16 protein-coding genes are annotated in these 20,621 nt (G+C 60.6%); 1 reads left to right on the top strand and 15 read right to left on the bottom strand.

The features are described from left to right. Positions 1–51 precede the first annotated feature (51 nt). Entirely contained in the window at positions 52–1,737 is a 1,686-nt protein-coding gene (locus B5526_RS31815) for a flavin-containing monooxygenase (protein ID WP_079545680.1), read from the top strand. Between the two features lie 298 nt (positions 1,738–2,035). Here the strand turns inward: B5526_RS31815 and B5526_RS31810 are convergent, their stop codons facing one another. The 15 genes from B5526_RS31810 to B5526_RS31740 form a co-directional block, all read right to left on the bottom strand. Beyond that, entirely contained in the window at positions 2,036–2,665 is a 630-nt protein-coding gene (locus tag B5526_RS31810) for an NYN domain-containing protein (protein ID WP_079543686.1), read from the bottom strand. Between the two features lie 895 nt (positions 2,666–3,560). Further along, positions 3,561–5,909 (bottom strand): mechanosensitive ion channel domain-containing protein, encoded by a 2,349-nt coding sequence (locus B5526_RS31805; RefSeq protein ID WP_079545678.1) that lies wholly within the window; start codon positions 5,907–5,909, stop codon positions 3,561–3,563. A gap of 725 nt (positions 5,910–6,634) precedes the next feature. Next, on the bottom strand, positions 6,635–7,264 hold the full coding sequence (locus tag B5526_RS31800; RefSeq protein ID WP_079545675.1) for an invasion associated locus B family protein: 630 nt from the start codon (positions 7,262–7,264) through the stop codon (positions 6,635–6,637). Positions 7,265–7,293: 29 nt separating this feature from the next. After that, positions 7,294–8,172: a dienelactone hydrolase family protein gene (locus B5526_RS31795; RefSeq protein WP_079545673.1), complete on the bottom strand. Its 879-nt coding sequence runs from the start codon at positions 8,170–8,172 to the stop codon at positions 7,294–7,296. A 585-nt stretch (positions 8,173–8,757) separates the two neighbouring features. After that, on the bottom strand, positions 8,758–9,624 hold the full coding sequence (locus B5526_RS31790; RefSeq protein ID WP_079543685.1) for a c-type cytochrome: 867 nt from the start codon (positions 9,622–9,624) through the stop codon (positions 8,758–8,760). Next, positions 9,624–11,264, bottom strand: a complete 1,641-nt coding sequence (locus B5526_RS31785) for a cbb3-type cytochrome c oxidase subunit I (protein WP_079543684.1) — start codon at positions 11,262–11,264, stop codon at positions 9,624–9,626. The genes B5526_RS31790 and B5526_RS31785 overlap by 1 nt, the downstream gene beginning before the upstream one ends. Next, complete coding sequence (locus B5526_RS31780; protein ID WP_244562418.1) at positions 11,254–11,721, bottom strand: cytochrome C oxidase subunit II; 468 nt, start codon at positions 11,719–11,721, stop codon at positions 11,254–11,256. Before B5526_RS31780 ends, B5526_RS31785 begins: the two co-directional genes overlap by 11 nt. A gap of 112 nt (positions 11,722–11,833) precedes the next feature. Next, positions 11,834–12,037, bottom strand: a complete 204-nt coding sequence (locus tag B5526_RS31775) for a hypothetical protein (protein WP_079543682.1) — start codon at positions 12,035–12,037, stop codon at positions 11,834–11,836. An 11-nt stretch (positions 12,038–12,048) separates the two neighbouring features. After that, positions 12,049–12,702 carry a c-type cytochrome gene (locus tag B5526_RS31770; RefSeq protein WP_172842161.1) on the bottom strand — a complete coding sequence of 218 codons (654 nt, stop codon included), beginning with the start codon at positions 12,700–12,702 and terminating at the stop codon, positions 12,049–12,051. A gap of 38 nt (positions 12,703–12,740) precedes the next feature. After that, on the bottom strand, positions 12,741–14,519 hold the full coding sequence (locus B5526_RS31765) for a GMC family oxidoreductase (protein ID WP_079543680.1): 1,779 nt from the start codon (positions 14,517–14,519) through the stop codon (positions 12,741–12,743). A gap of 17 nt (positions 14,520–14,536) precedes the next feature. Then, positions 14,537–15,325 (bottom strand): gluconate 2-dehydrogenase subunit 3 family protein, encoded by a 789-nt coding sequence (locus B5526_RS31760; RefSeq protein WP_197688381.1) that lies wholly within the window; start codon positions 15,323–15,325, stop codon positions 14,537–14,539. Positions 15,326–15,405: 80 nt separating this feature from the next. Beyond that, positions 15,406–15,900 (bottom strand): GlcG/HbpS family heme-binding protein, encoded by a 495-nt coding sequence (locus tag B5526_RS31755; protein WP_244562108.1) that lies wholly within the window; start codon positions 15,898–15,900, stop codon positions 15,406–15,408. 197 nt (positions 15,901–16,097) lie between these two features. Then, a complete protein-coding gene (locus B5526_RS31750) occupies positions 16,098–16,670 on the bottom strand; it encodes a glutathione S-transferase family protein (protein WP_079543679.1) in 573 nt (190 codons plus the stop codon). A 96-nt stretch (positions 16,671–16,766) separates the two neighbouring features. Next, positions 16,767–17,474, bottom strand: coding sequence for a 4'-phosphopantetheinyl transferase family protein (locus B5526_RS31745; protein WP_079543678.1), 708 nt, complete (start codon positions 17,472–17,474; stop codon positions 16,767–16,769). A gap of 42 nt (positions 17,475–17,516) precedes the next feature. Beyond that, complete coding sequence (locus B5526_RS31740; protein WP_079543677.1) at positions 17,517–20,621, bottom strand: efflux RND transporter permease subunit; 3,105 nt, start codon at positions 20,619–20,621, stop codon at positions 17,517–17,519.

The raw sequence follows: 20,621 nt of genomic DNA, 5'->3' as shown, positions 1-20,621 counted from the left end.
GGCGACAAGACGACTGAACCAAAAGTGCGTGCTCACAACGGGAGGAAAGTCATGACGAATGTGCAAGGCCAACCCCAGACGGCTGGCGCGAAAGCCGACTTCGATGCCGTCATCATCGGCGCCGGATTCTCCGGCATGTACATGCTGCATTCGCTGCGCGACAAGCTTGACCTCAACGTCACCGTGTTCGAGGCCGGCGACGGCGTCGGCGGCACCTGGTACTGGAATCGCTATCCCGGCGCACGCTGCGACTCCGACAGCTACATCTACTGTTATACCTTCGACAAGAACCTGTTGCAGGAATGGAACTGGTCCGAGCGCTATCCGGAGCAGGACGAGATCCTGCGCTACCTCGAGCACTGCGCCGAGCGCTTCGACCTGAAGCCGGACATCCAGTTCGGCAAGCGCGTCGTCGAAGTCGTCTTCGATGACGACACCGAGCTGTGGACCGTGCGCACCGACAAAGGCGATGCCGTCAGGGCGCGCTTCGTCATCCCGGCCGTCGGTGCCCTGTCGACCGCCAACATGCCGCCGATCAAGGGGCTGAGCTCCTTTAAGGGCAAGTGCTACCACACGAGCCAGTGGCCGCATGATGGCGTCGACTTCACCGCCAAGCGTGTCGGCATCATCGGCACAGGGGCCACCGCGGTGCAGGCGATCCCGGAGATCGCGCAGCAGGCGAAGCACCTCACGGTGTTCCAGCGTACGCCGAACTTCTGTGTGCCTGCACGCAACGGCCGTGTCGATCCCGAAGTGACCAAGGCGCGCAAGGCCGATTACGATGGAGTCCGCCAGCGCATCAAGGATTCCTTCTTCGGCTTCGAGCTGAACTTCATACCGAAGGCGGTGCTCGAAACGACGCCCGAGGAGCGCGAGCAGGAGTTCGACAAGATGTGGGACGCCGGAGGCTTCGCCTTTTGGCTGGCCAACTATCAGGACATGTTCTTCTCCAAGGAGGCGAACGATGTCATTGCCGACTACCTCAAGCGCAAGATCCGCTCGGTCGTCAATGACCCGGTGACCGCGGAGAAGTTGACCCCCAAGACTTACCCCTACGGCACCAAGCGCCAACCGTTGGACACCAACTATTTTGAGACCTTCAACAAGAAGAACGTGGCGCTGGTGGATGCGAGCACCGATGGTCCAATCGAGGAGATCACGCCGAATGGCATTCGGGCGGGTGGCAAGGAGTATCCGCTCGACATCATCGTCATCGCCACCGGCTTCGACGCGATGACCGGCCCGCTGAAGAACCTCGGCATCAACGGGCGCGATGGCAGGGCGCTGGCGCAGGAGTGGGAGGACGGCCCGCAGACCTATCTCGGCCTGGCGATCGCCGGCTACCCCAACCTGTTCACGATCACCGGCCCGCAGAGCCCCTCGGTGCTGTCGAACATGCCGGTCTCGATAGAGCAGCATGTCGAGTGGATCACCGAATGCATCGCCCACATGCGAAGGAACAAGCTTACAACGATTGAGGCGAGCCCGCAGGCGCAGGACGAATGGGGCGCCCACGTCGCCGAGGTCGTGAATTCGACCCTGATGCCCGGCACCAATTCCTGGTACATGGGCGCCAACATAGAAGGTAAGCCGCGTCGATTCTTGCCCTATCTCGGGCCGGAGGGCGTCGGCGGATACCGCAGAAAGTGCGCGGAGGTCGCGGAGAAGGGCTACGAGGGCTTCGTGTTCACGAGCCAAGGCCAAGGCGGGACCGTGCACACGATTGCGGCCGAATAAACTCAACGAGCCTTGATCGGGGGCCGCGTTCAATATCGCGGCCCCCGGCATGGTGATTCCGAGCGCGCTTCGACGACCATTGGTGTCGCGGCTGAGCGACACCTCAGCTTTTTAGGGTCCGCCTTTCCGGCGTCGGTGCCATTGCGAATGTCCGCTTTGCGCCCCAACAGCGGCCATTCCCGAACGGCCAGCTTTCGTCCGAAGCGGCGCTCGCGCCGTAGTTCAACAGCTGCTCTGATTGCTTTTACGAACGAAGATGGGCATGCTGCTCGTTCCCCTCGTCTCCAAGGCCAACCGCTCAATCATCGAGGTCGCCGTCTTCGCCCCGTGGTGCGCTGGTGGTCGCGCGCTGCAGGAATTGCGGCGCGTGGTGACGCGGCTCGCGCGGGGCCGGACGCTCGGACGGATCGCGACCGAGCTTGGATTGTAGTTCCACCAAATCAGTGAAGGCGTCGGCCTGGCGCCGCAACTCGTCGGCGATCATCGGCGGCTGGCTTGAAATCGTCGAGACCACGGTCACCCGGACGCCGCGGCGCTGCACCGCCTCGACCAGCGAGCGGAAATCGCCGTCGCCGGAGAACAGCACGATCTGATCGACATGCTCGGCGAGTTCCATGGCATCGACCGCGAGTTCGATATCCATGTTGCCCTTCACCTTGCGGCGGCCAGAGGCATCGATGAATTCCTTGGTCGCCTTGGTGACGACGGTGTAGCCGTTGTAATCGAGCCAGTCGATCAAGGGGCGGATCGACGAATATTCCTGATCTTCGATGATGGCGGTGTAGTAGAACGCCCGCAGCAGCGTCCCGCGGCTCTGGAATTCCTTGAGTAGGCGCTTGTAATCGATGTCGAAGCCGAGCGTCTTGGCGGTTGCGTAGAGATTGGCGCCATCGATGAAGAGCGCGATCTTGTTGGAATTGAATGACATTTTGATACTGACTAAAGTCGAATTGGAAACGGAAGCAAGCGCTTTCCCGCTTCAAGCTCTGGTTGGATTGAAAGATACGATAAAGTTTAGATTGTGGCGGTCTGGGAGACCGTCGAATCCCAAGAGAGCCCGACCCCATGGGGAGAAGAACTACACCCGACTGTTTTAAGTTTCAAATTGTTTTTTCTTGGAAGATGCTCCGCATCACAAGAGCACACTCTACGTTGCGCCGACACCTCGGGATAAGGACACAAACCTATTAGATCATCGCCGATTTTCATGCAATTTTGCCGGACTTGCTGTAAACCTTGAACCTGCGACGAACGACACAAGACCAGACGACTAATGAACGATCGCAATGCCGGATCAATTTCCTGTTTTTGAACCGCTCTTGAAAAAGCGCGGCCGCGTATGGAGGTGGTGCGTGTGCACGACGGAAGGGCAGCTCGTTATGCACGGTACGGAAAGCAGCCGACCCGCTGCCAAATACAAGGCTGATAGGGCACTCTTCCTGATGCTGCTCTGCGCTCCGTATCAATCGACCCGCCTGAGTGACCGCGACGGCACAGGCTACAACCGTTCAGGCCGGTCCCGTTCCACTAGCTGACTCTTCTCGACTTTGAGAGGTAAGCCCGGGCTGGAAACGTCCACAGGCCCCGCGCTCGCTCGCGGCTTTTCCGCACGAACGCGCAAACTTTTGCACTAATTCACAATCGACTGAACCTGTTAGGACGGCGCCGGCCACTGCTGGCTGGGCCGCAGCACCTAAGAGGAGCGGCGACTTCGCCGCGTCTCGAAGGATGAGGGTGTGCAGCTCATGGTTCGAGACGGCGCACCGGACAGCGCACGCGAGCTGCCGATGCGCGCCTCCTCACCATGAAGGTGCAATTTGCGACTAGCCAGCCGCCCGTCGCGGGATCGAATTCGAGGCTACGTCGGCCGGCGCGGGAATCTGCATCAGAATGGTTTGACCTGCGGATGCGATTTCGATTCCGCACTCCTGGAATCGTCGCTTCATGCGGCGGTTGAATTCGCGCTGCACTGGCCAGCGACCGCTGTCGGTACAGCGAATCTGGCCGACGATCGACGCCATCGAGCCGTCCACCTTGTCGACGCCCCACAATTCGAGATCGCCTCGGATCGCTTGCCGGTATTCGGGCTCGCGACGCATTTCAGCGACGATATCCTTGAGTAACTGGCCGGCGCGGTCGGTATCTTCCTTGTAGGAAACGTTCACGCTGACGGCCGCATTACCGGCACCACGGCTTGAATTGGTGATCGTCGTCACGGCGCTGAAAGGAACGATGTGCACCGAGCCGTCGCCGGCCCGCAGACGAATGGTGCGGATCGAAACATTCTCGACTGTCCCGGTCAGGCCGGACACACTGACATTGTCACCGACCTGGACGGTATTTTCCAGCAAGAGAAACAGCCCGGTAATGAGGTCCTGCACTAGTTTCTGCGAGCCGAAGCCGACGGCGATACCGACGATCCCGGCGCCGGCCAGCAACGGCGCAACGTTGACGCCGATTTCGCTCAACGCCGTCAAACCAACCACCGTGACGATCAAGCACAGCAGCGCCGTTCGCAGCATCGGCTGAAAGGTACGCAGTCGCGCTGCACGCGCGAAGTGACCGTCGCGCGACAGCACATTGAGCTGGCGATCCATCAGCGCGTTGCTTGCCTCCCAGATCGCCGCCGCCGCAAGCGCGGCGATGCCGATCGTCACTATCGCCGACAACAACCGGCTACCGATCTGGCCGCCGTAGAACCAGACGATGGCATCCACACCCCAGACTTCAAGCAGTGCAACGAAGCCGATGAAAGCGATGATAGCCGAGACGATTTTGCGCAGTAGCGGCAGATAGCGATTGGCGCGGGTTTCCAGGCCAGGGAAGCGGTGCAGGATATCCGGGCTGATACGGAACCCTCGATCGATCAGGCTCAGCACCACGATGGTGGTGAGACGCGTGATCAGAGCGACCGCAATGGTCCCGACAAAATACTGCAGCAGCAGCGAGTAACCGTTGGGGATATTCAGCGCCCACACAGCCCATAGTGCGAGGTCCAAAGCGATCGCAAGATAGTGCCACAGGCCGGCGACGCGATCGCGCACCCTGGCCGCTATGCCCTCGCGGCCGGCCGGCGCGCGAATGGCTTGGGCGACTTGGCGGCGACACTGCAGGATGATGACGACGATAAAGAGATGCACGATCAGCACCACCAGATGCAGCACCGCCGCGTAGCCGGCGCGATACAAGCCCAGTAGCAGTGCCACATTCGCAAAGGCGATGCCTGAAACTGCGACGGTAACGATGCGCCGCGCCCATACCTCGATATAGGCCGCCGTCTCGGCGCGAACGCGAAACAGACCGAAAGGTCCCGCCAACGCCCGGACGACACAGATCAGCCCGCGCGACAGCGCGTAGGCATTCACGACCGCAAAGATCACCAGCCGCGCAATTGCGAGATCGCCGATCTGGGTGCCCAACAACATCGTGGCGACACCGACAAAGACGAGCACCGGGAGCAGCTCGAGCGCGAGACGTCCCAACACGAACGGCAGTCTGACCAGCGACTGCCAGGCGCGCGCCAGGCTGAGGCGCCGTTGATGCAGTTCGGGCTCAACGATTACATCCGTCGCGGAGGATGGCGGATCGACCATAGCCAGCGTCTGAGCGGAGGCACGCGCCGTTTGCGGAAGACGCGCTTCCAGCAGCGCCACCGGGCGCTTGATGATACGGAACATCAACCATTCGGCGGCGAAAGCGCAACCGAACACCAACGCCAGTTTCCAAGCGATATCGAGCAACTGATTATAAGCGGACGGATCGTTGGCGGTTCGCACGATCCAGAAGTAGAACGCTGGAAAGTTCGTCAGCGTCCGCGCCATATCGGCGATCTCGTGCGAGATCTCGCCGACCTGCTCGGACACCGTCAGCAAGAGCTGTGCGCCAAGGCTATCCGCCGTCAGTGGAATCGCGGGTTGCGGTCCGGGCGCGGGTGGCGCGGTTTGCGCCTGCGGTGAGGCATTGGCGATAGCGCGCAGCGTATCGATCATCTGCGCGCGCTTCTTGTCGTCCTGAAGCGTATCGAGCGCCCGCTTCGCCTGATCGGGCGTCAGCACATCGGCCTTGTTCGTGGCTGAGGCGGCCGCCTTGGGCGCAGCGCCGGTCTGAGCCAAAGCAGGGAAGGCAAACAGCGCGCAGGCGGCCAGGATCGACGGGAAGAGTTTGTTCGACACGAAGGCCCCTTTGAATATGCGCACGACAGCAAAACCGGTATCGGTATTTGCCTTCGCGCATGCGTCATGTCGGATCTCCCCTATTCGCCGTTATCGTGTGTCGGAAGTTTGCCATTGTGGCGGCTTTCTCTTGGCATTTGCCGCATCACAAAAATGCCGCAGCGATTTATCGCCGGTAACTTCGAAATTTTTGCACGAATGTGAAAGGCCAGCGCGAGACCGGCCTTTGCTTAAATGGTGCGCCCTCGTTGTTGGCTAGATGTCGCCCTTCGGCTTTTTCGGGCAGGGTCTAAGGGACGGCGCGCTAAGTGCATTGCGAAAAAAACTCGGCAAGTTGCTGCACGAAGAAACCGAAATTCATGTCCTCTCGTTCACACTGCAGAGTGTCTGCAATTTGGTACTTAGCTGGCGACGATGTTTTGGTTGATGTCCGCTTTGCGCCAGAAGCGGACCTTCCTTCCAGGTCAGCTTTTGACCCCGTCTCGGACATCGCCTCGTCAATAATCGAAGGCGGCTCAGCCCCTCGACCTCTAGCAGCGGCGAAGCAACGCCGCCGTCTGCGCCTATCGATATCATTCCGCCGCGAAGGATGCGTGAGCGACGTTCGCTCTGGCATGTCTCATTGGAGCAGCCACAATTTCGATGATTTCGGTGGCATTGGGCAAGTGATCCAACTCTGCCGCAAGTTGTTGCATCCGAGCCCGACGTACCCTACCCAAAAAGCGCTACTCGTTATCCAGAGATTGCTGGAAGATCTGGGCCGGTGCCCCGTTGCGAACCGTCGCGAAGTTATCCAGTGGCATCGAGCTTGCAACGGTCAGAATGTTCGAGTCGACGACCTCGAGTGTAAGCAACCGACCGCCCTCCATTTCACGGATCAGTTCCGGCTCCGCCAGAGTTGCTGCCACGCAAGCGTTGGTGAGACACCAGACATAGGGAACCCAAAAAGGAGGCCCGCTATCCACCGTCAACTTTACACCGGGCTGCAGATACAATCCAACGGGCAGGTAAATCTGCACCCGCGCCCCGCCATCGCCTTCGCGTTCGATCAGGTCCACCCTGACAGCGATCTGACCTGTATCCCACATACCGTTGATGGTCGTCCTGCAGAGCATCTTCGCGTTGGGAACCTTGAAGCAAAGCTTGCGCCATGCAGAGTATTTGACGTCTCTCGGCATCTGCTGTCCACGCGGTCTGATCTCCACGTCTGGAGCCTTCCCGGGTGTCGAGGTATCGGGCGGGCGCACCTGCTGCGCCTGGGCGATTGTCACCGGCGCCAGCGAGAGAAGCGCCAAGATTGCTGTTGATCGACAGGACTGTGAAAACAAACCCAACCGCGAGCCCTGTTTATTCATCTGGTTTCTCCAAGAAGCCCTTGCTGCGGTCATCGTCTGTGTTTGTCTAGAAATTCGCTCACCAATGGTGTCCAAATTTGAGTGGCATCCCTCGAGTCCACCATGAAGTGACCGTCGCTCCCAAAGGCCGGCAACAGATGATATTCGGCATTTCCACCGGCGGCGGTGAAGGCTTCATACATTCGCTTCGACAGCCTGGGCCCGAAAAAAGTGTCGTTCTGCGAATAAATCCAGAGCATCGGAATACGGGATGTGCGTCCGAACTCGCCTGTCGCCTCGACGAGCTTGTCAGGAGCGCAATTGTTGTTCGGCTTCCCCTCGAGATGTCCGCCGCGACCGCCGGCAAAGACGATCATTGCGCGGACCGCCGGGGGGTTCAGGCTGGACAGAGCAATGGCTCCCCAACCGCCCCCCGATTGACCGACAACCACCACATCGTTTGGCACGATCAGCTTCTGGCCGGCCATGAAGTCGATGATCCAGTTGTCGAGCGTTGCGATCGCAAGTCCCGGATCACGGAAATTGGGATTGGCGCAGTTTCCGATGTTCGACAGGAACAATGAATAAATGCCGCGCTCGGGAATATCGAGCGCGCCGGCTCCGTATCCCGGGCGGAGCGGCGCGACCACCATATAGCCGCGACGTGCCAGCCAAAGCGCCGCGTCGCGGAATTCGATCAGTGGAAAGAAACTCCTTTCCCGTGGATCGAGCGAAACGCCGTGATTCATTATCACCAGCGGAAACGGTCCAATTTCGATCGGTCGAACCAGATAGGCGAGGATGGGCGTGGGAAGCGGAAGCGCCCAGATTTCTTCACGTATTTGGGGAGCCGCGCGCTCATCAGCGCGGGCCGGAAGGCTCATCCCCACGCTCGTCAGCGTCAAAGACAACAATATCTGCAAAAACATCTTTTGCATCTTGCCGCTTCCCAAGGAGTGGGCCAAGACGGGCTCGCAGCCGTTCTAGCTAAGAGCCTATCCAAGATAGGTGACAGTCATTCGAGAGCCAAGAGGCGGCTCTTCTTTTGGTTGCGCGAGTCCGAGCCATAAGGCGTGGTGATGTCTGTTTCTGGCACCAGGCAGACATCAACGTTTCGGCGAATGTCCGCTTTGCGCCAGAAGCGGCCCTTCATGGAAAATAGCACGGGACGGTCATGATCGGATGACGGGCCATGCTGCTTGGCGCGAGCCGCGCCTCAGCATACGCGTCTATGACCCGACACCACAACATTCGGGCAATATGTCTAAGCCCAACGAGACGAGCGCCGCACCAAAAAGGACTGCTCCCAAACGCAACGAACACGCTCGATCTCCGATGAAAATGCAATGAGATTCTCTGTGCCGCCGCCAAGGTGGGCACTTTCTTTTCGATAAATTGTGCGGCCACATTCTATGTCGGGAGCGCGAGTCCCGCGAGAACAATTCCAAGCGCAACGGATATCCGCATGACGATGCTTTACGGCTCAGGCGCGGACACGGCAACCATCGCCCGTGTTACCGCGAGGGAAGGCCCTCCGCTGGTCCGGTGCTGGCACCCGTGCCGTAGAAGGCGGCGAGCGCATGCATTTCGTCGGGCGTGAGCTGCTTGGCGGCCGCTCGCATCTGCTCATAGATGTCATTCTGGCGAATTCCTTGGGCGAAGGCCGCGAGCTGCCGTTCGAGGTAAGCGGCATGCTGCCCCTGCAGTGCCGGAACTCCGATTTTAAAACCCCCGGGACCGTGACAGGCGGAGCATGGCGGGATGCCACGTTGCGGATCGCCGGCAAAAACCAAGCGCTTCGCCGGGTCGCGTTCCCATAAGCTGCGACCCGACTCGGGAACTCGGTTTCCGCTCAGCGCCGGCAGCCCGCCCGCCTGGGCGGCAAAATAAGCGGCAACGTCGGCCGAGTCTTGAGCGGAGAGCGCTTTCGCTATCGCCCCCATGACTCCCCAGGGGCGCTTGCCCGAGCGATAGTCGTCGAGCTGCTTGAAGATCACAGCGGCATCCATTCCGGCGAGAGTCGGGATCAGGCTCGACGAGCTCACGCCCGATTGGCCATGGCAGGCCGAACAATTCAATGCGATGAACGCGCCATGCTGCGCGTTGCCGGCCGCAATCTGCTCAAGCGTGCTGCTGGTCCAGGCGATCTGGGTCGGTGTGCGCAAGGGCGGTTTTGTCTCTGCCGCCGGTCCGCTATCGGCGGTGATGCCGAGGCTACGGCAGATTGCTCCCCAAATATCGAGGGTAGGATCGTTTTGCTGGTAGCGACCCAGCACGACGAAGCCGAGTAGCACCGAGATGACAACCAGTCCCGCCGCCGACACCCAGCCGATTAGTGGCCAGGGATTTTCAAGCTTGAATGCATCTTGGTCGCGCGCCATCACCGCACACCTGGGTTGATGGACTGACGTGTCACCTCGTAGGCGGGAACCGACGATTTCAGGATGAAGAACTGGCCGATCGGATAGCCGTAGGCGACTACCATCAACACCAGCAGGATCGCGTTCCACAGCGCAAAGCCGTTCAACGATGCGGGAACTTGCTTGGGCGGATTCACCGCAAGCGCGTAGTGTAACGGCGTCGAGAGCCGCTTCTCACCAACCTGCGACCGCACGAGAATGACAATAAGAAGGATCGCGGACAGGAGCAGGATCAGGCCGCCGATGACCGATATAATGACTAGTGGGCCCATGCGGGCGACGAATGGGTCGCTGTAATCGAAGATGGCAACGCGCCGCGGCTGTCCCATCAACCCGGTAATGTGCCACGGGATCGTGGCAATCATCATGCCCCAGAACCACAGCCAGAGCTGCCAGCATGCCAACGCCTTGGAACGCAGCGGTCTACCGGTGATGCGCGGCCACATCTCGTAAGCGATCGCGAAATACATGATCACGGTGGCACCGCCGAAGATAAGGTGGAAATGCGCCGTCACCCAGGACGTGTTGTGGATCATGGTGTTCATGGCGTAGCTCATGTTGATGAGGCCGCCGAACCCGCCGAGACCGAGCATCACGAGCGATAGTGCGACAGCGAGCACCATCGGTTCCTTCCACGGCAGTGCCGGGATCCAGCCCAGGAGCCCGCGGCCGCCGCGTGCGCGGCCAGCGATCTCCAGGCTGGCGCAAATCGAGAAGACGGTCAGCAGCGTTGGCAGAGCGACAAAGAACGTGAAGAAAGATTGCAGGAACTTGAAGCCCGAGCCGTGCTCCGGATCTGCGAGGAGATGGTGCATCCCCACTGGCAGCGAGAAAACGAGGAACATGATGAAGGTGAGCCGTCCCATCATGTCGCTGTACAGGCGTCCGCCCGCCGCTTGCGGGACCAGCGAATAGAAGGCGATATAGGCTGGCATCAGCCAGAAATAGACGATGGCATGCAGCGTCACGGCGAATAATGTGCGCGCGAGGCCCGCGTCGATTTGCGTGGTCAGGCCCAGGGCCCGTGGGAGGATGACACCCAGAAGCTCGAGGATCATACCGCTCGCCGCCCATGCCCAGAGCAGAGCCGTCGCGGTAATCGCAAACATCGGTAGCGGCACCGGTTGAGCCGGATTGTCGCGCTTCCATGCGGCCATGTTGTAGATCATCAGCACGACCCAGATCATCGAGCCGCCGACCAGCAACAGGGTGCCGAAGTAATACCACGCGCTCCCGAGCAGTGGAGGATAGAAGGTATAGAGCACCGAAGCGCGACCTGTGAGAACGATGACGACAACCATCAGGGTGCCGATCAAGCAAATGCTGAAGCCGATCCACGCCGCCATCGTGCCTCGAATGGGACGACCCAGGCTCGTCGCCGTCACGGCATAGCCGAAACCCATCGCAAAGAACGTCGTGACCACATAGGCCATCGCTGTCCCGTGCAGCGTCACCGAAGTGTAATAGGCATTCGGGTCGTCGAGCGGCGCCGGCAGCGGGCTGCGCATCAGCATCTGCCAGGCGCCCAGTACCACGGCGGGCAAAAAGACGGCAAAGGCGACCCAATAGTGATACAGGGCCAGACGACTACTATTTTGCACAGCTCGTCCTTTCAAGCGCAGCCAACTGCGGAAACTGTTCTCTGGGGACAACATTGACGTGTGCCAACATGCCGTGATGGCCATCACCACAGAATTCATGGCACGGCATATTGTAGACGCCGGCTCGACTGAATGTCGTCCGCACCTCGGCGATGAAACCCGGCATCACCATCGTGTTCACGTTGGTCGAGGGAAGCAGGAAGCCGTGGATGACATCGGTGCTGGTGATGCGGAATTTGACCGGCGTATCGACCGGAACCCGTACGCAGTCCGGCACGAAGGCGTACTGCTCGCCGATCAGCCGGACCGTGACCGAGCCGTCGGGCTCCGCCGCGGTGCCGAGATTGCTTTCGGCGAATTCGCCGCCGAGATGCAAGGTCGTCGGATCGACGGTCTCCACATTGCTGGGAGGGTGAAGCGCGTTGGTGACCCCGGTCGCCACAACGACGGCCATCATCACACCAAGAATTCCGCCCATGACGATGAGCCAGCGATTCTCGGTCCGAGCGACCTCTTCCTCCGGAACGATTCCATCCGGAAGCGGGCGCTGCATCGGGTTGGGTGCACTCTCAGCCAACGGAGCCTCGCGGCATGAACAGGAGGAAATAGAACGCGAGCCAACCCAGGAAGAGCAGCGCCGTCGAGATGCCGGCCACGAAGAATGCGCCACGCGGCCCGTGCCTGAGCGTTTCTGCCGCCGCGTCCGATCCGATCGGCGCCGATACGTGCTCGGCCGAACCGGCGGTGGAGCTATCGTCGACAATGCCGGGCATCAATCCATTTCCTATTTCGACGCCGCGGTCTTCGCCGACACGCGGACCTGCTGGTAATAGGCGGCGAGCGCCGCGATATCCTGATCGTCGAGTTTCGTCGCGATCAAGAACATTGTTTCGGGGCTGTTCCTGCGGTAGCCGTGCTGCCACATCTTGAGTTCGAAGGCGATGTATTGAGCATATTGACCTGCGAGATACGGGATCGCCGGCGGAATGCCAACGCCGCCCGGCCCATGGCAATTGTCGCAAGCTTGAACGTTCTTGGCCACGCTGCCCACTTTGGCGAGTTGCTGACCGCGTTGGATGAGCGCGGGGGCCGCGCTCGCCAGCGGCAAGAAGGGAGCGTTGACGCCGGCGTAGTAGGCGGCCACGTCGGCGGCATCATCAGGCGACAGCCCCTTCGCGATCGGCGACATGATAGCATTTGCTCGGACACCCGAGGTGAAGTCGCGGAGTTGCTGCGTAAGATAGTAAGTCGACTGGCCAGCGAGCCGCGGAAACGCGCCGCTGCCATCGGAACTGCCGTTGAAAGCGTGGCACTGCGCGCAAGCCGGTGCGCCGGCTGCCGCACCTTGCGCGGCGATGACCGCCCCGTGCTCGACATCGGGTTGGCGCGGCGTGCCCTGCGCGTGCGCGAGCCCGACCACACCGAATTTGATGGTCATGACGGCCGTCGCAGCGCGCAGAAAACGGTGTCGAGTCGTCATGCCTGCACCAACGGTCCCGGCGACTTCAGGTATCGATTCTTGATCGCGTCGAGCGCCCAATACGTCAGCGCGCCGATGGTCACGCTGTAATTGTAGGTCCCGTTCTGGGGGAACGCAGAGCCCCCGATGCTGAACACGTTGTGCACGTCCCAGCACTGCAGATAGCGGTTGACGACGCTGGTCTTGGGATCGTCTCCCATGACGGCCCCGCCGGCGCAGTGCGTGGTTTGATAAACCGTCGTGGTGTAGGGCCGCGTGGTACCGCCGCGAACAACGGTCTTGCCGCCCATGGCGCGGCCGATCTCCACGACCTTGTCGGCGATATACTGCGACATCCGGATGTCGTTGTCCGGAAAGTCGAAGGTCATGCGCAGCAGCGGCTGCCCCCAGGCGTCCTTGTAGGTCGGATCGAGATCCAGGTAGTTGAGCCGGCTCGCTGTCGATGTGCCGTGCTGGTTGATCACTACGGTGTGGTTGTAATGTCGTACGACCGCCCGCTTCCAGTCGAGACCCCATGTCGGGGTTCCGGGCGGGGTCGGATGAAACTCGATCGGGCGGCCACCGGTCATGATCGCGCCGACGTACTGGCCGCCGATGAATCCCAGCTGCGAGTGATCGAAATTGTCGCCGCTGAAATCGTCGATCATCGTCCCGGCAGAGCCCGATGCCATGAACGCATTGATGTTGATGCCCTCGTCCATGAAGACCGTGGGTCCGCCGATGGTCTGATAGGTGTAATTGCGTCCGACGACGCCCTCGCCGGTCTTGGGATCGTACGGCTTGCCAATGCCCGAGAGCAGCAGCATGCGCACATTGTTGAGCGGGAACGCCGTGATCAGCACGAGATCGGCGGGTTGCTCATACTCGGTACCCGAGGCGTCGGAGTACGTGACGCCGGTTGCCTTCTTACGAGTTGAGTCCAGATTGATGCGCAGGACCTGACAGTTCGTTCGCAGCTCATAGTTTGATCTATTGAGCAGAGCCGGCAGGATGACCGTCTGCGGACTTGCCTTCGCGAAGTGCTCGCAGGCATAGCGCTCGCAGAATCCGCAGAATACGCACTGCTGGAGGCTCAGGCCCTCTGGGTTGATATAGGGCTGACTCAAATTCGACGACGGCTGCGGGTAAGGGTGATAACCGAGATCAGTCGCGCCTTTCCGGAACAGAGCCCCGAAATAAGGCTCCTTCATCGGCGGGTTCGGATATTCCCGCGCGCGCGGCGCTTCGAAGGGATTGCCGCCCGGCTGGATCTGCCCCTTGATGTTCCCGGCCTTGCCGCTCACGCCTAAGAGATACTCAAAACGATCGTAGTACGGCTCAAGCTCCTCATAGGTAACGCCCCAATCCTGGATCGTCAGCTCCGGACCACACGCTTCGAGAAATTTCTTCCCATAGCGCTGCTCGAGATGCTTCTTGTATATGAAATCGGCGATCTGGAAGCGGAAGCTCTGGCCGTTCCAGTGCACAAACGAGCCGCCTAAGCCAGTTCCAGGCAGAAAGCTCTCCCAGCGACGGACCGGAAGCGCCGTCTGGTCGGAACTGTTGCGAAATGTCACCGCCTCCTTGACGTTGTCCTGCATCATCCCTTTGCGGATCGAAAAGCGCAGCTCGTCGTGAATCGTGGGTGATTGGAAATCCGGCACCGTGTGACGTGGAGCCCCTCGTTCGAGCCCGACCACCTTCAGTCCCGCCTTCGCAAGCTCAAGCGCCGCAAGCGAGCCGGTGAGGCCAACGCCAATCGTAACCACATCAACTGGTTTCAGACGTTCTACCATTTGTGAGTCCGCTCTGGTTATGGCAAGCGCGCCGGGATGCCAGGATTCATGTGGACATGCCCGTGGACGTCTTCGCCGAGGCTCGTCGGCCGCCGATCGATCTTGATCCCATGCTGGTCGACCAGGTCGTAATATGATGCGTAGGCGCCAGGGAAACCGATCATCCGCCATGAGGCCATGTCTCGGTTGCCGCCATAGACCGGGTCGCTGAAAAAGCCTTCGAGCGCGCATTGCCAGAGGTGCGCGAAGAACACGTCCGAGGGCACGCCGCCGAGATTCTTTTCACCCGCCTCGAGAGACCTTAGATAGCTGTCCCACTCGTCAGGGTTCATTTTCGCCAAGGGGCGATCGGTTTGCGACAGTTCCTTGTTGATTGCGCCCAGCGCGGTTCGGAACAGTTCCGCCGGCGTGAATGGAAGCTGATAACCTTGGCTCGGCGTTCCGGGCTGCCACGGACCGTTGCGATAGAGTCGCTCGCCCGCGCCCCACGCACCGGCCAATTGCTTGTCGATGTAGTTCGGGACACCAGCCTCCAATGCACCCGCCCACTGCTCATCTTTTGGGATCAGGCGCGCCACCGCGGCCTCGATGAACGCAGCCTCCTCATCGTTCAAGAACAGATAGGTCTGGGATTGCGCTGACGTCCCTGGATCAGTCGTGGGATCCGCAGGGTAATGAGTCGGAGAAGAGCTGTGTTCCCGGTGTTCTTGTGCCGTTGCAGCGTCCGGCGCTAAAGCCGCCGGTAGCATCGACGCGCCGAGCGCGCCCGTCCCTTTGATCAGCGTTCTGCGCGATACTTCAGCCATTGCCGCAACCTTCACTCAACGTGTCCACGCGATGACGATCGGCCGCCTATACGCTCAGTCGGCCGGCATTTCCTGGCGCTCTAGGGTCGTCGTGTGAGCGCTGCGATACCGGCGTCTGCGATTACCTCGTCATGCTCAGGAACATCGGCAGACACTCCGATCGCGCCGACGATATGGCCGCCCACCGTGATCGGTACACCGCCCCGCATCATGACGAAGCCTCGCGCGGTCCCGGCGGCGGGACGCTTTCCATTGATGGCGTCCTCAAGCGCCCCGCTCGGCCGGCGGAAGAGAGCCGCCGTTCGGGCTTTGCCTGGCGCGAGTACAACGCCGCCCGGAACGGCCGCGTCGTCCATGCGCTCCAGGATGATCGGCAGGCCGTCGCTGTCGACAACTGCAACCACGCATGGCCAGCCTTCGGCCTTCGCCTTGGCCTCGGCCGCCCTCAGCACCGTTCGGGCGGCCTCCAAGGTAAGGACAGGGCGTAACGGAAGCGGATCTGCGAAGGCTGCACCCGCGGAGAGGGTCATGGCGAGGGCAGTCGGAAGGGCTAGTTGGCGAACTTGTCTGAGCACGGCGAATCTCCTCGTTTGAGCCAATCGTTCATGTTGTCACCGAAGTAGGCCATGCGAACGCGAATGCTTTCGATTCCGCACGACGAACTTCTAAAATCAGTGGCTCGTCGCATCGTGGACCGGCACGTGCTCCGGCTGATCAAGCCGTGGCTGAAAGCGCCGATCGAGGAACGGGATGAAGTCGAACCAGACAGGCTCTACTTCTCGGCGCTTGTGAACGGTTCGAGCCGTCGCATCCACGCGACGACGTGGGGGAACGGGCCTAACGAGGGAAGCCGCAAACCAAAGCCGGCAGCTTTCTCCGTCGAGTGCGCCTCTATGACGGCTCGCACGAGCGGGTAGAGGTTTAGATCAGCAGCGCTTAGACTATCTCCGGCCAGCCAACCCGTTGCTGCCAGGCGCCCATTCATTTCACCAAGCAAACCTTCGAAGCGTGTGCTGGCTTGGGTTATCTCGCCTGTCGTCGTTTGACGATTGAAGATCAGCGCCCCGATTAGGGGATGGAGGACCGGTTCGGCATAGGACTGCTGTTCGCATATCTCCTGCATTGTCCTTCCCGCCTCGACCGGAGTTTTGCCATAGAGCGGGACGCTCGGATAAGCGCGATCGAGGTAGAACATTATGGCCTGAGACTCGCGCACCACAGTAGCGTCATCCTTCAGAACCGGCAGCGTGCCGGAGGGACTAATCGCCAAAAACTCGGGTGAGCGATTCTCCTGCTTGGAGACATCAAGCTGACGTGAATGATAGGGCAAGTCCTTGACCGCCATCTCTCCTTTAAGATAAAGTGTTGCGTCAACCGGTTGAGACCACCGCCATAAGCGGACCTTCGTGATCGCCGCTCTTAGCAGGTTTTCAAGGTGTCGCTACTCAGCTATCGTAGTGAGCGACGACAATTCGACCGAGGTATGCACAAAGCCGTCAGCGAGCGACAGTCGCCCCGTTCCGATATATTCGCTGGCGGTCGTCCATGTGAAATACCTTCGATTCCAGTCGAGCGATGTTATCCGCACATCGGAGAATTCGAGAAATTTCCGCGTGAGCGGAAAAAGACACTTGAAGACGGCTTCCTTTGCTGAAAACACGAATGTGCAGAATTCGCAAAAGCTGCGGCCGTGGGCCGGTTTGAAGAGCGTCGCCTCATCGACCATACAGACGTCGGCGATGTCACGCGCCGCTGCAGGGTCGATGATCTGTTCCGAATCGATTCCAACCCCGGCGATGTCCGCTGCCCATGCAACCGCCGCTGCGGCAAAGTCGCCGGTATGAGTGATTGAGCCGACCACACCGTCGGGCCAGATCGGTGCTCGGTCCTCGGCCATAGCTATATGAGTTGAACCGGCGCCCAGACACTGAAGCGCTTCCTCGGCACACCAGCGACCGGCGAGAAATTCGCGCTGGCGTTTCTGAGTTGCATACCGGAGCGCTTGCGGCAAACGCGATCGCGTTACGGGGCTCAGCGGAAGCGTAAAGGCGGCATCGGTGTTGTGGAGCGAATGATAGCAAACGCGCTGCGAAAGCCCATGAGGGTTTGGCTGCGCCGGTTGAGCCCCGCGGGCTATCTGCCGATACATGACGCCTCAACGATGATGAATGCGGTGGCGAGGATCACGTGATCAGGCCGGCTCATCGCCGTCCATCTCATTTCGCCTTTTCGGTCCGATGAGGCGCGAAAGCTTGCTGCCCAAAATCCGACCGAAGTCGTCCATGATCGTAAAGGCGGCCGGCACGAATACAAGGCTGAGAAAGGTCGAGGCCAGCAGCCCGCCAATCAGCGCGATCGCCATAGGGGAACGGAACGCACCGCCTTCGCCGATTCCCAATGCAGAAGGAACCATGCCTGCGGTCATGGCTGCTGTAGTCATGATCACGGGTTGAGCGCGCTTGCGGCCGGCTTCGATCAATGCCTGTGTGCGCTCCACGCCGCCCGCCACTTCCGTGATCGCGAAGTCCACGAGCAGGATCGCGTTCTTCGTCACGATTCCCATCAGCATGAGAAAGCCGATGATGACCGAGAGGTTGATTGCATTGCCGGTCAGAAGCAGCGCAAGGAATGCTCCGCCGATCGAAAGCGGCATGGAAAAGATAATGGTGATCGGCTGCATCGCGTCGGCGAAGAGAAGAACGAGGACGGCGAGGACCATGAGCACGCCTGCAGCGATCGCGCGCGAGAAACTCGAAAAGACCTCTTCCATGATTTCTGAATCGCCGAACCTTGAGATCGTCACGCCAGCGGGCAGGTTTCGTGCCGAGGGCAGCGCCATCACCTGCTCGATCGCCTCGCCGAGCGGGGCGCTTCCGACGAGATCAGCCTCGATTGCGACGCGACGCTTGCGGTCATAGCGTTCTATGGTCGTCGGTCCCTCGCCGAAGCCGGTGTCGGCGACCGTCGCCAACGGTACGGTCGTGCCGTTCTTAGCCTTGATGCGCAGCGTATCGAGGGTCGATAAATCGCCCCGAGCCCGCTCGTCGAGTTGCACGCGGATTGGTACCTGGCGGTCGATGACCGAGAACTTCGCTAGATTTGCAGATACATCGCCTACCGTTGCAATCCGCGCAGCTTCGGCAATCTGCGCCTCGGTGATTCCGAGATCAGCAGCCTCCTCAAGCCTCGGCACGATGCGAATCTCCGGCCGGGCAAGCGCCGCAGTCGAGACGACATTCGCGAGAACGGATACTTTCTGCCGGGCCTCGCGCTCCACCGCCAGCGCCGCCTGCTCAACAGCGGCGCCGTTGGGCCCGGAGAGGATCAGCGTGAATTCACGTCCGCCACCGCCGTTGCCGAAGCTGTAGCGGATATCCGGGATCGCGCTGAGCGTCGCACGCATGTCGCGCTCGAATGCCTTCTGGTCGTGCGACCGATTGCTGCGGGCGACGAGGTCTATGATGATGGTGGTCTTGCGTACTTCACCAGCGGTGACGCTTAGCCCGTTGGCGCCGGCGGCGCCGCCGACCGCATAGACGTTCCTGACTTCGGGCCGCTCCTTGAGCAATGCAGTGATGCGGTCCGCGGTCGCCAGGGTATCCGCGATCGTCGCGCCCGGGGGCAGCTCGATCAGGAGAACCGAACGCGACAGGTCATTGGTCGGCAGGAAGCCATACGGCAAAGACCCTGCAATCATGATCGAGCCCAGGAAGATCAGCGCCCCCAGCGCGAGCGTGATGAAGCGGTGGCGAAGCGACCACTCGAGCATGCGGAGATAGCGCCGCATAATGACGCCGTGCCCTTCGACGCAGTGCTGACGGTGGCACAGGAAATATGCCGCCAGCAGGGGCGTTATCAGCCTCGCGACCAACAGAGAGAATGTGACCGCGATGGCGACCGTGAGACCGAATTGCTTGAAATATTGGCCAGCGATGCCGCCCATGAAGCTGACCGGCATGAACATCGCGACGATGGTCATGGTCGTCGCGACTACCGCGAGCCCGATCTGGTCCGCTGCCTGGAGCGAGGCGCGATAGGCTGATTTGCCCATGCGCATGTGCCGGACGATGTTCTCGATCTCGACAATGGCATCATCGACCAGGATGCCGGTGACGAGCGTGATCGCCAGCAGACTGACGGCGTTCAACGAAAACCCGAGGATATCCATCGCCCAGAAGGTCGGAAGAATCGACAGCGGTATCGCGAGTACGGAAATCGCCGTCGCTCGAAGGTCGCGCAGAAAAATCAGCACGACGACGACCGCCAGGATTGCGCCTTCGGCCAATGTCTGCATGGTGGCGCGATAGTCGGTCTTGGTATAGCGCACCGTGCTGTCAATCTCGGATACCGACAGCTCGGGATGATCGTTCGTGAGCGTCTGCAGCTTGTTCGCGACGGCCTCCGCGACCGTCACATCGGAGAAGCCTTTGGCGCGGTAAATGCTAAAGGCGACGACCGGTTGCCCATTGAGGCTGGCGAAGCTGCGTGCTTCCGCCCCGCCATCGGTGACCGTGGCAATCTCCTTCAACCTGGTCTTTCGACCACCCGGCAGCACGATCGTGCGATTGGCCAGTTCCTCGACCGTCGCGGCGCCCGCGAGCATCCGTATGGTTTGCTCTTGCGACCCCACTTCGCCGCGCCCGCCGGCGAGATCGACATTCGTGGCTCGCAGCTGCTCATTCACGTCCGGCGCGGTGATGCCAAGCGCCATCAGCCGGTCGAGCAGCAGCGATACCCGGATTTCACGGTCGACGCCGCCCGCGCGCTTGACCTGCGCGACGCCGCGAACGCCCTGCAGCGTCCCCGCGATGACGTCGTCGACGAACCAGGACACCTGCTCAGCCGTCTGCGAGTGAATCGACGCTGCATAGGTGACGATCGCCATCCCTTCGACCTCGACCCGCTGTATCGAGGGTTCCTCGATGCTCTGCGGCAGCTCCGACCGGATGTTCGCCATCGCGTTGCGGACGTCATTCACCGCACGATCGGCCGGTGTCTCCAATTGAAATTCGACTGTCGTGACGGACACCCCATCAGAGATGCTCGACGTTATGTGCTTGACCCCTACGACCCCGGACGCCGCATTCTCGACGCTCTTCGTGACCTGCGTTTCTAACTCGCTCGGCGCAGCACCCGTCTGGGTGATGGTGATGGTGACGATGGGGATGTCGATGTTGGGCATCTGCGTGATCGGCAGGGTCTGCAGGCTGACCACGCCGAGCACGATCAAGACGACAAAGAACACCAACGGCGGAATCGGCTTGCGAATCGACCAGGCAGAGATGTCGAGGGCCAT

Source organism: Bradyrhizobium lablabi (assembly GCF_900141755.1).
GTDB classification, from domain to species: domain Bacteria; phylum Pseudomonadota; class Alphaproteobacteria; order Rhizobiales; family Xanthobacteraceae; genus Bradyrhizobium; species Bradyrhizobium lablabi_A.
Note: the sequence above shows the minus strand (reverse complement) of the source record. Positions and strands in the feature narration are given on the sequence as shown.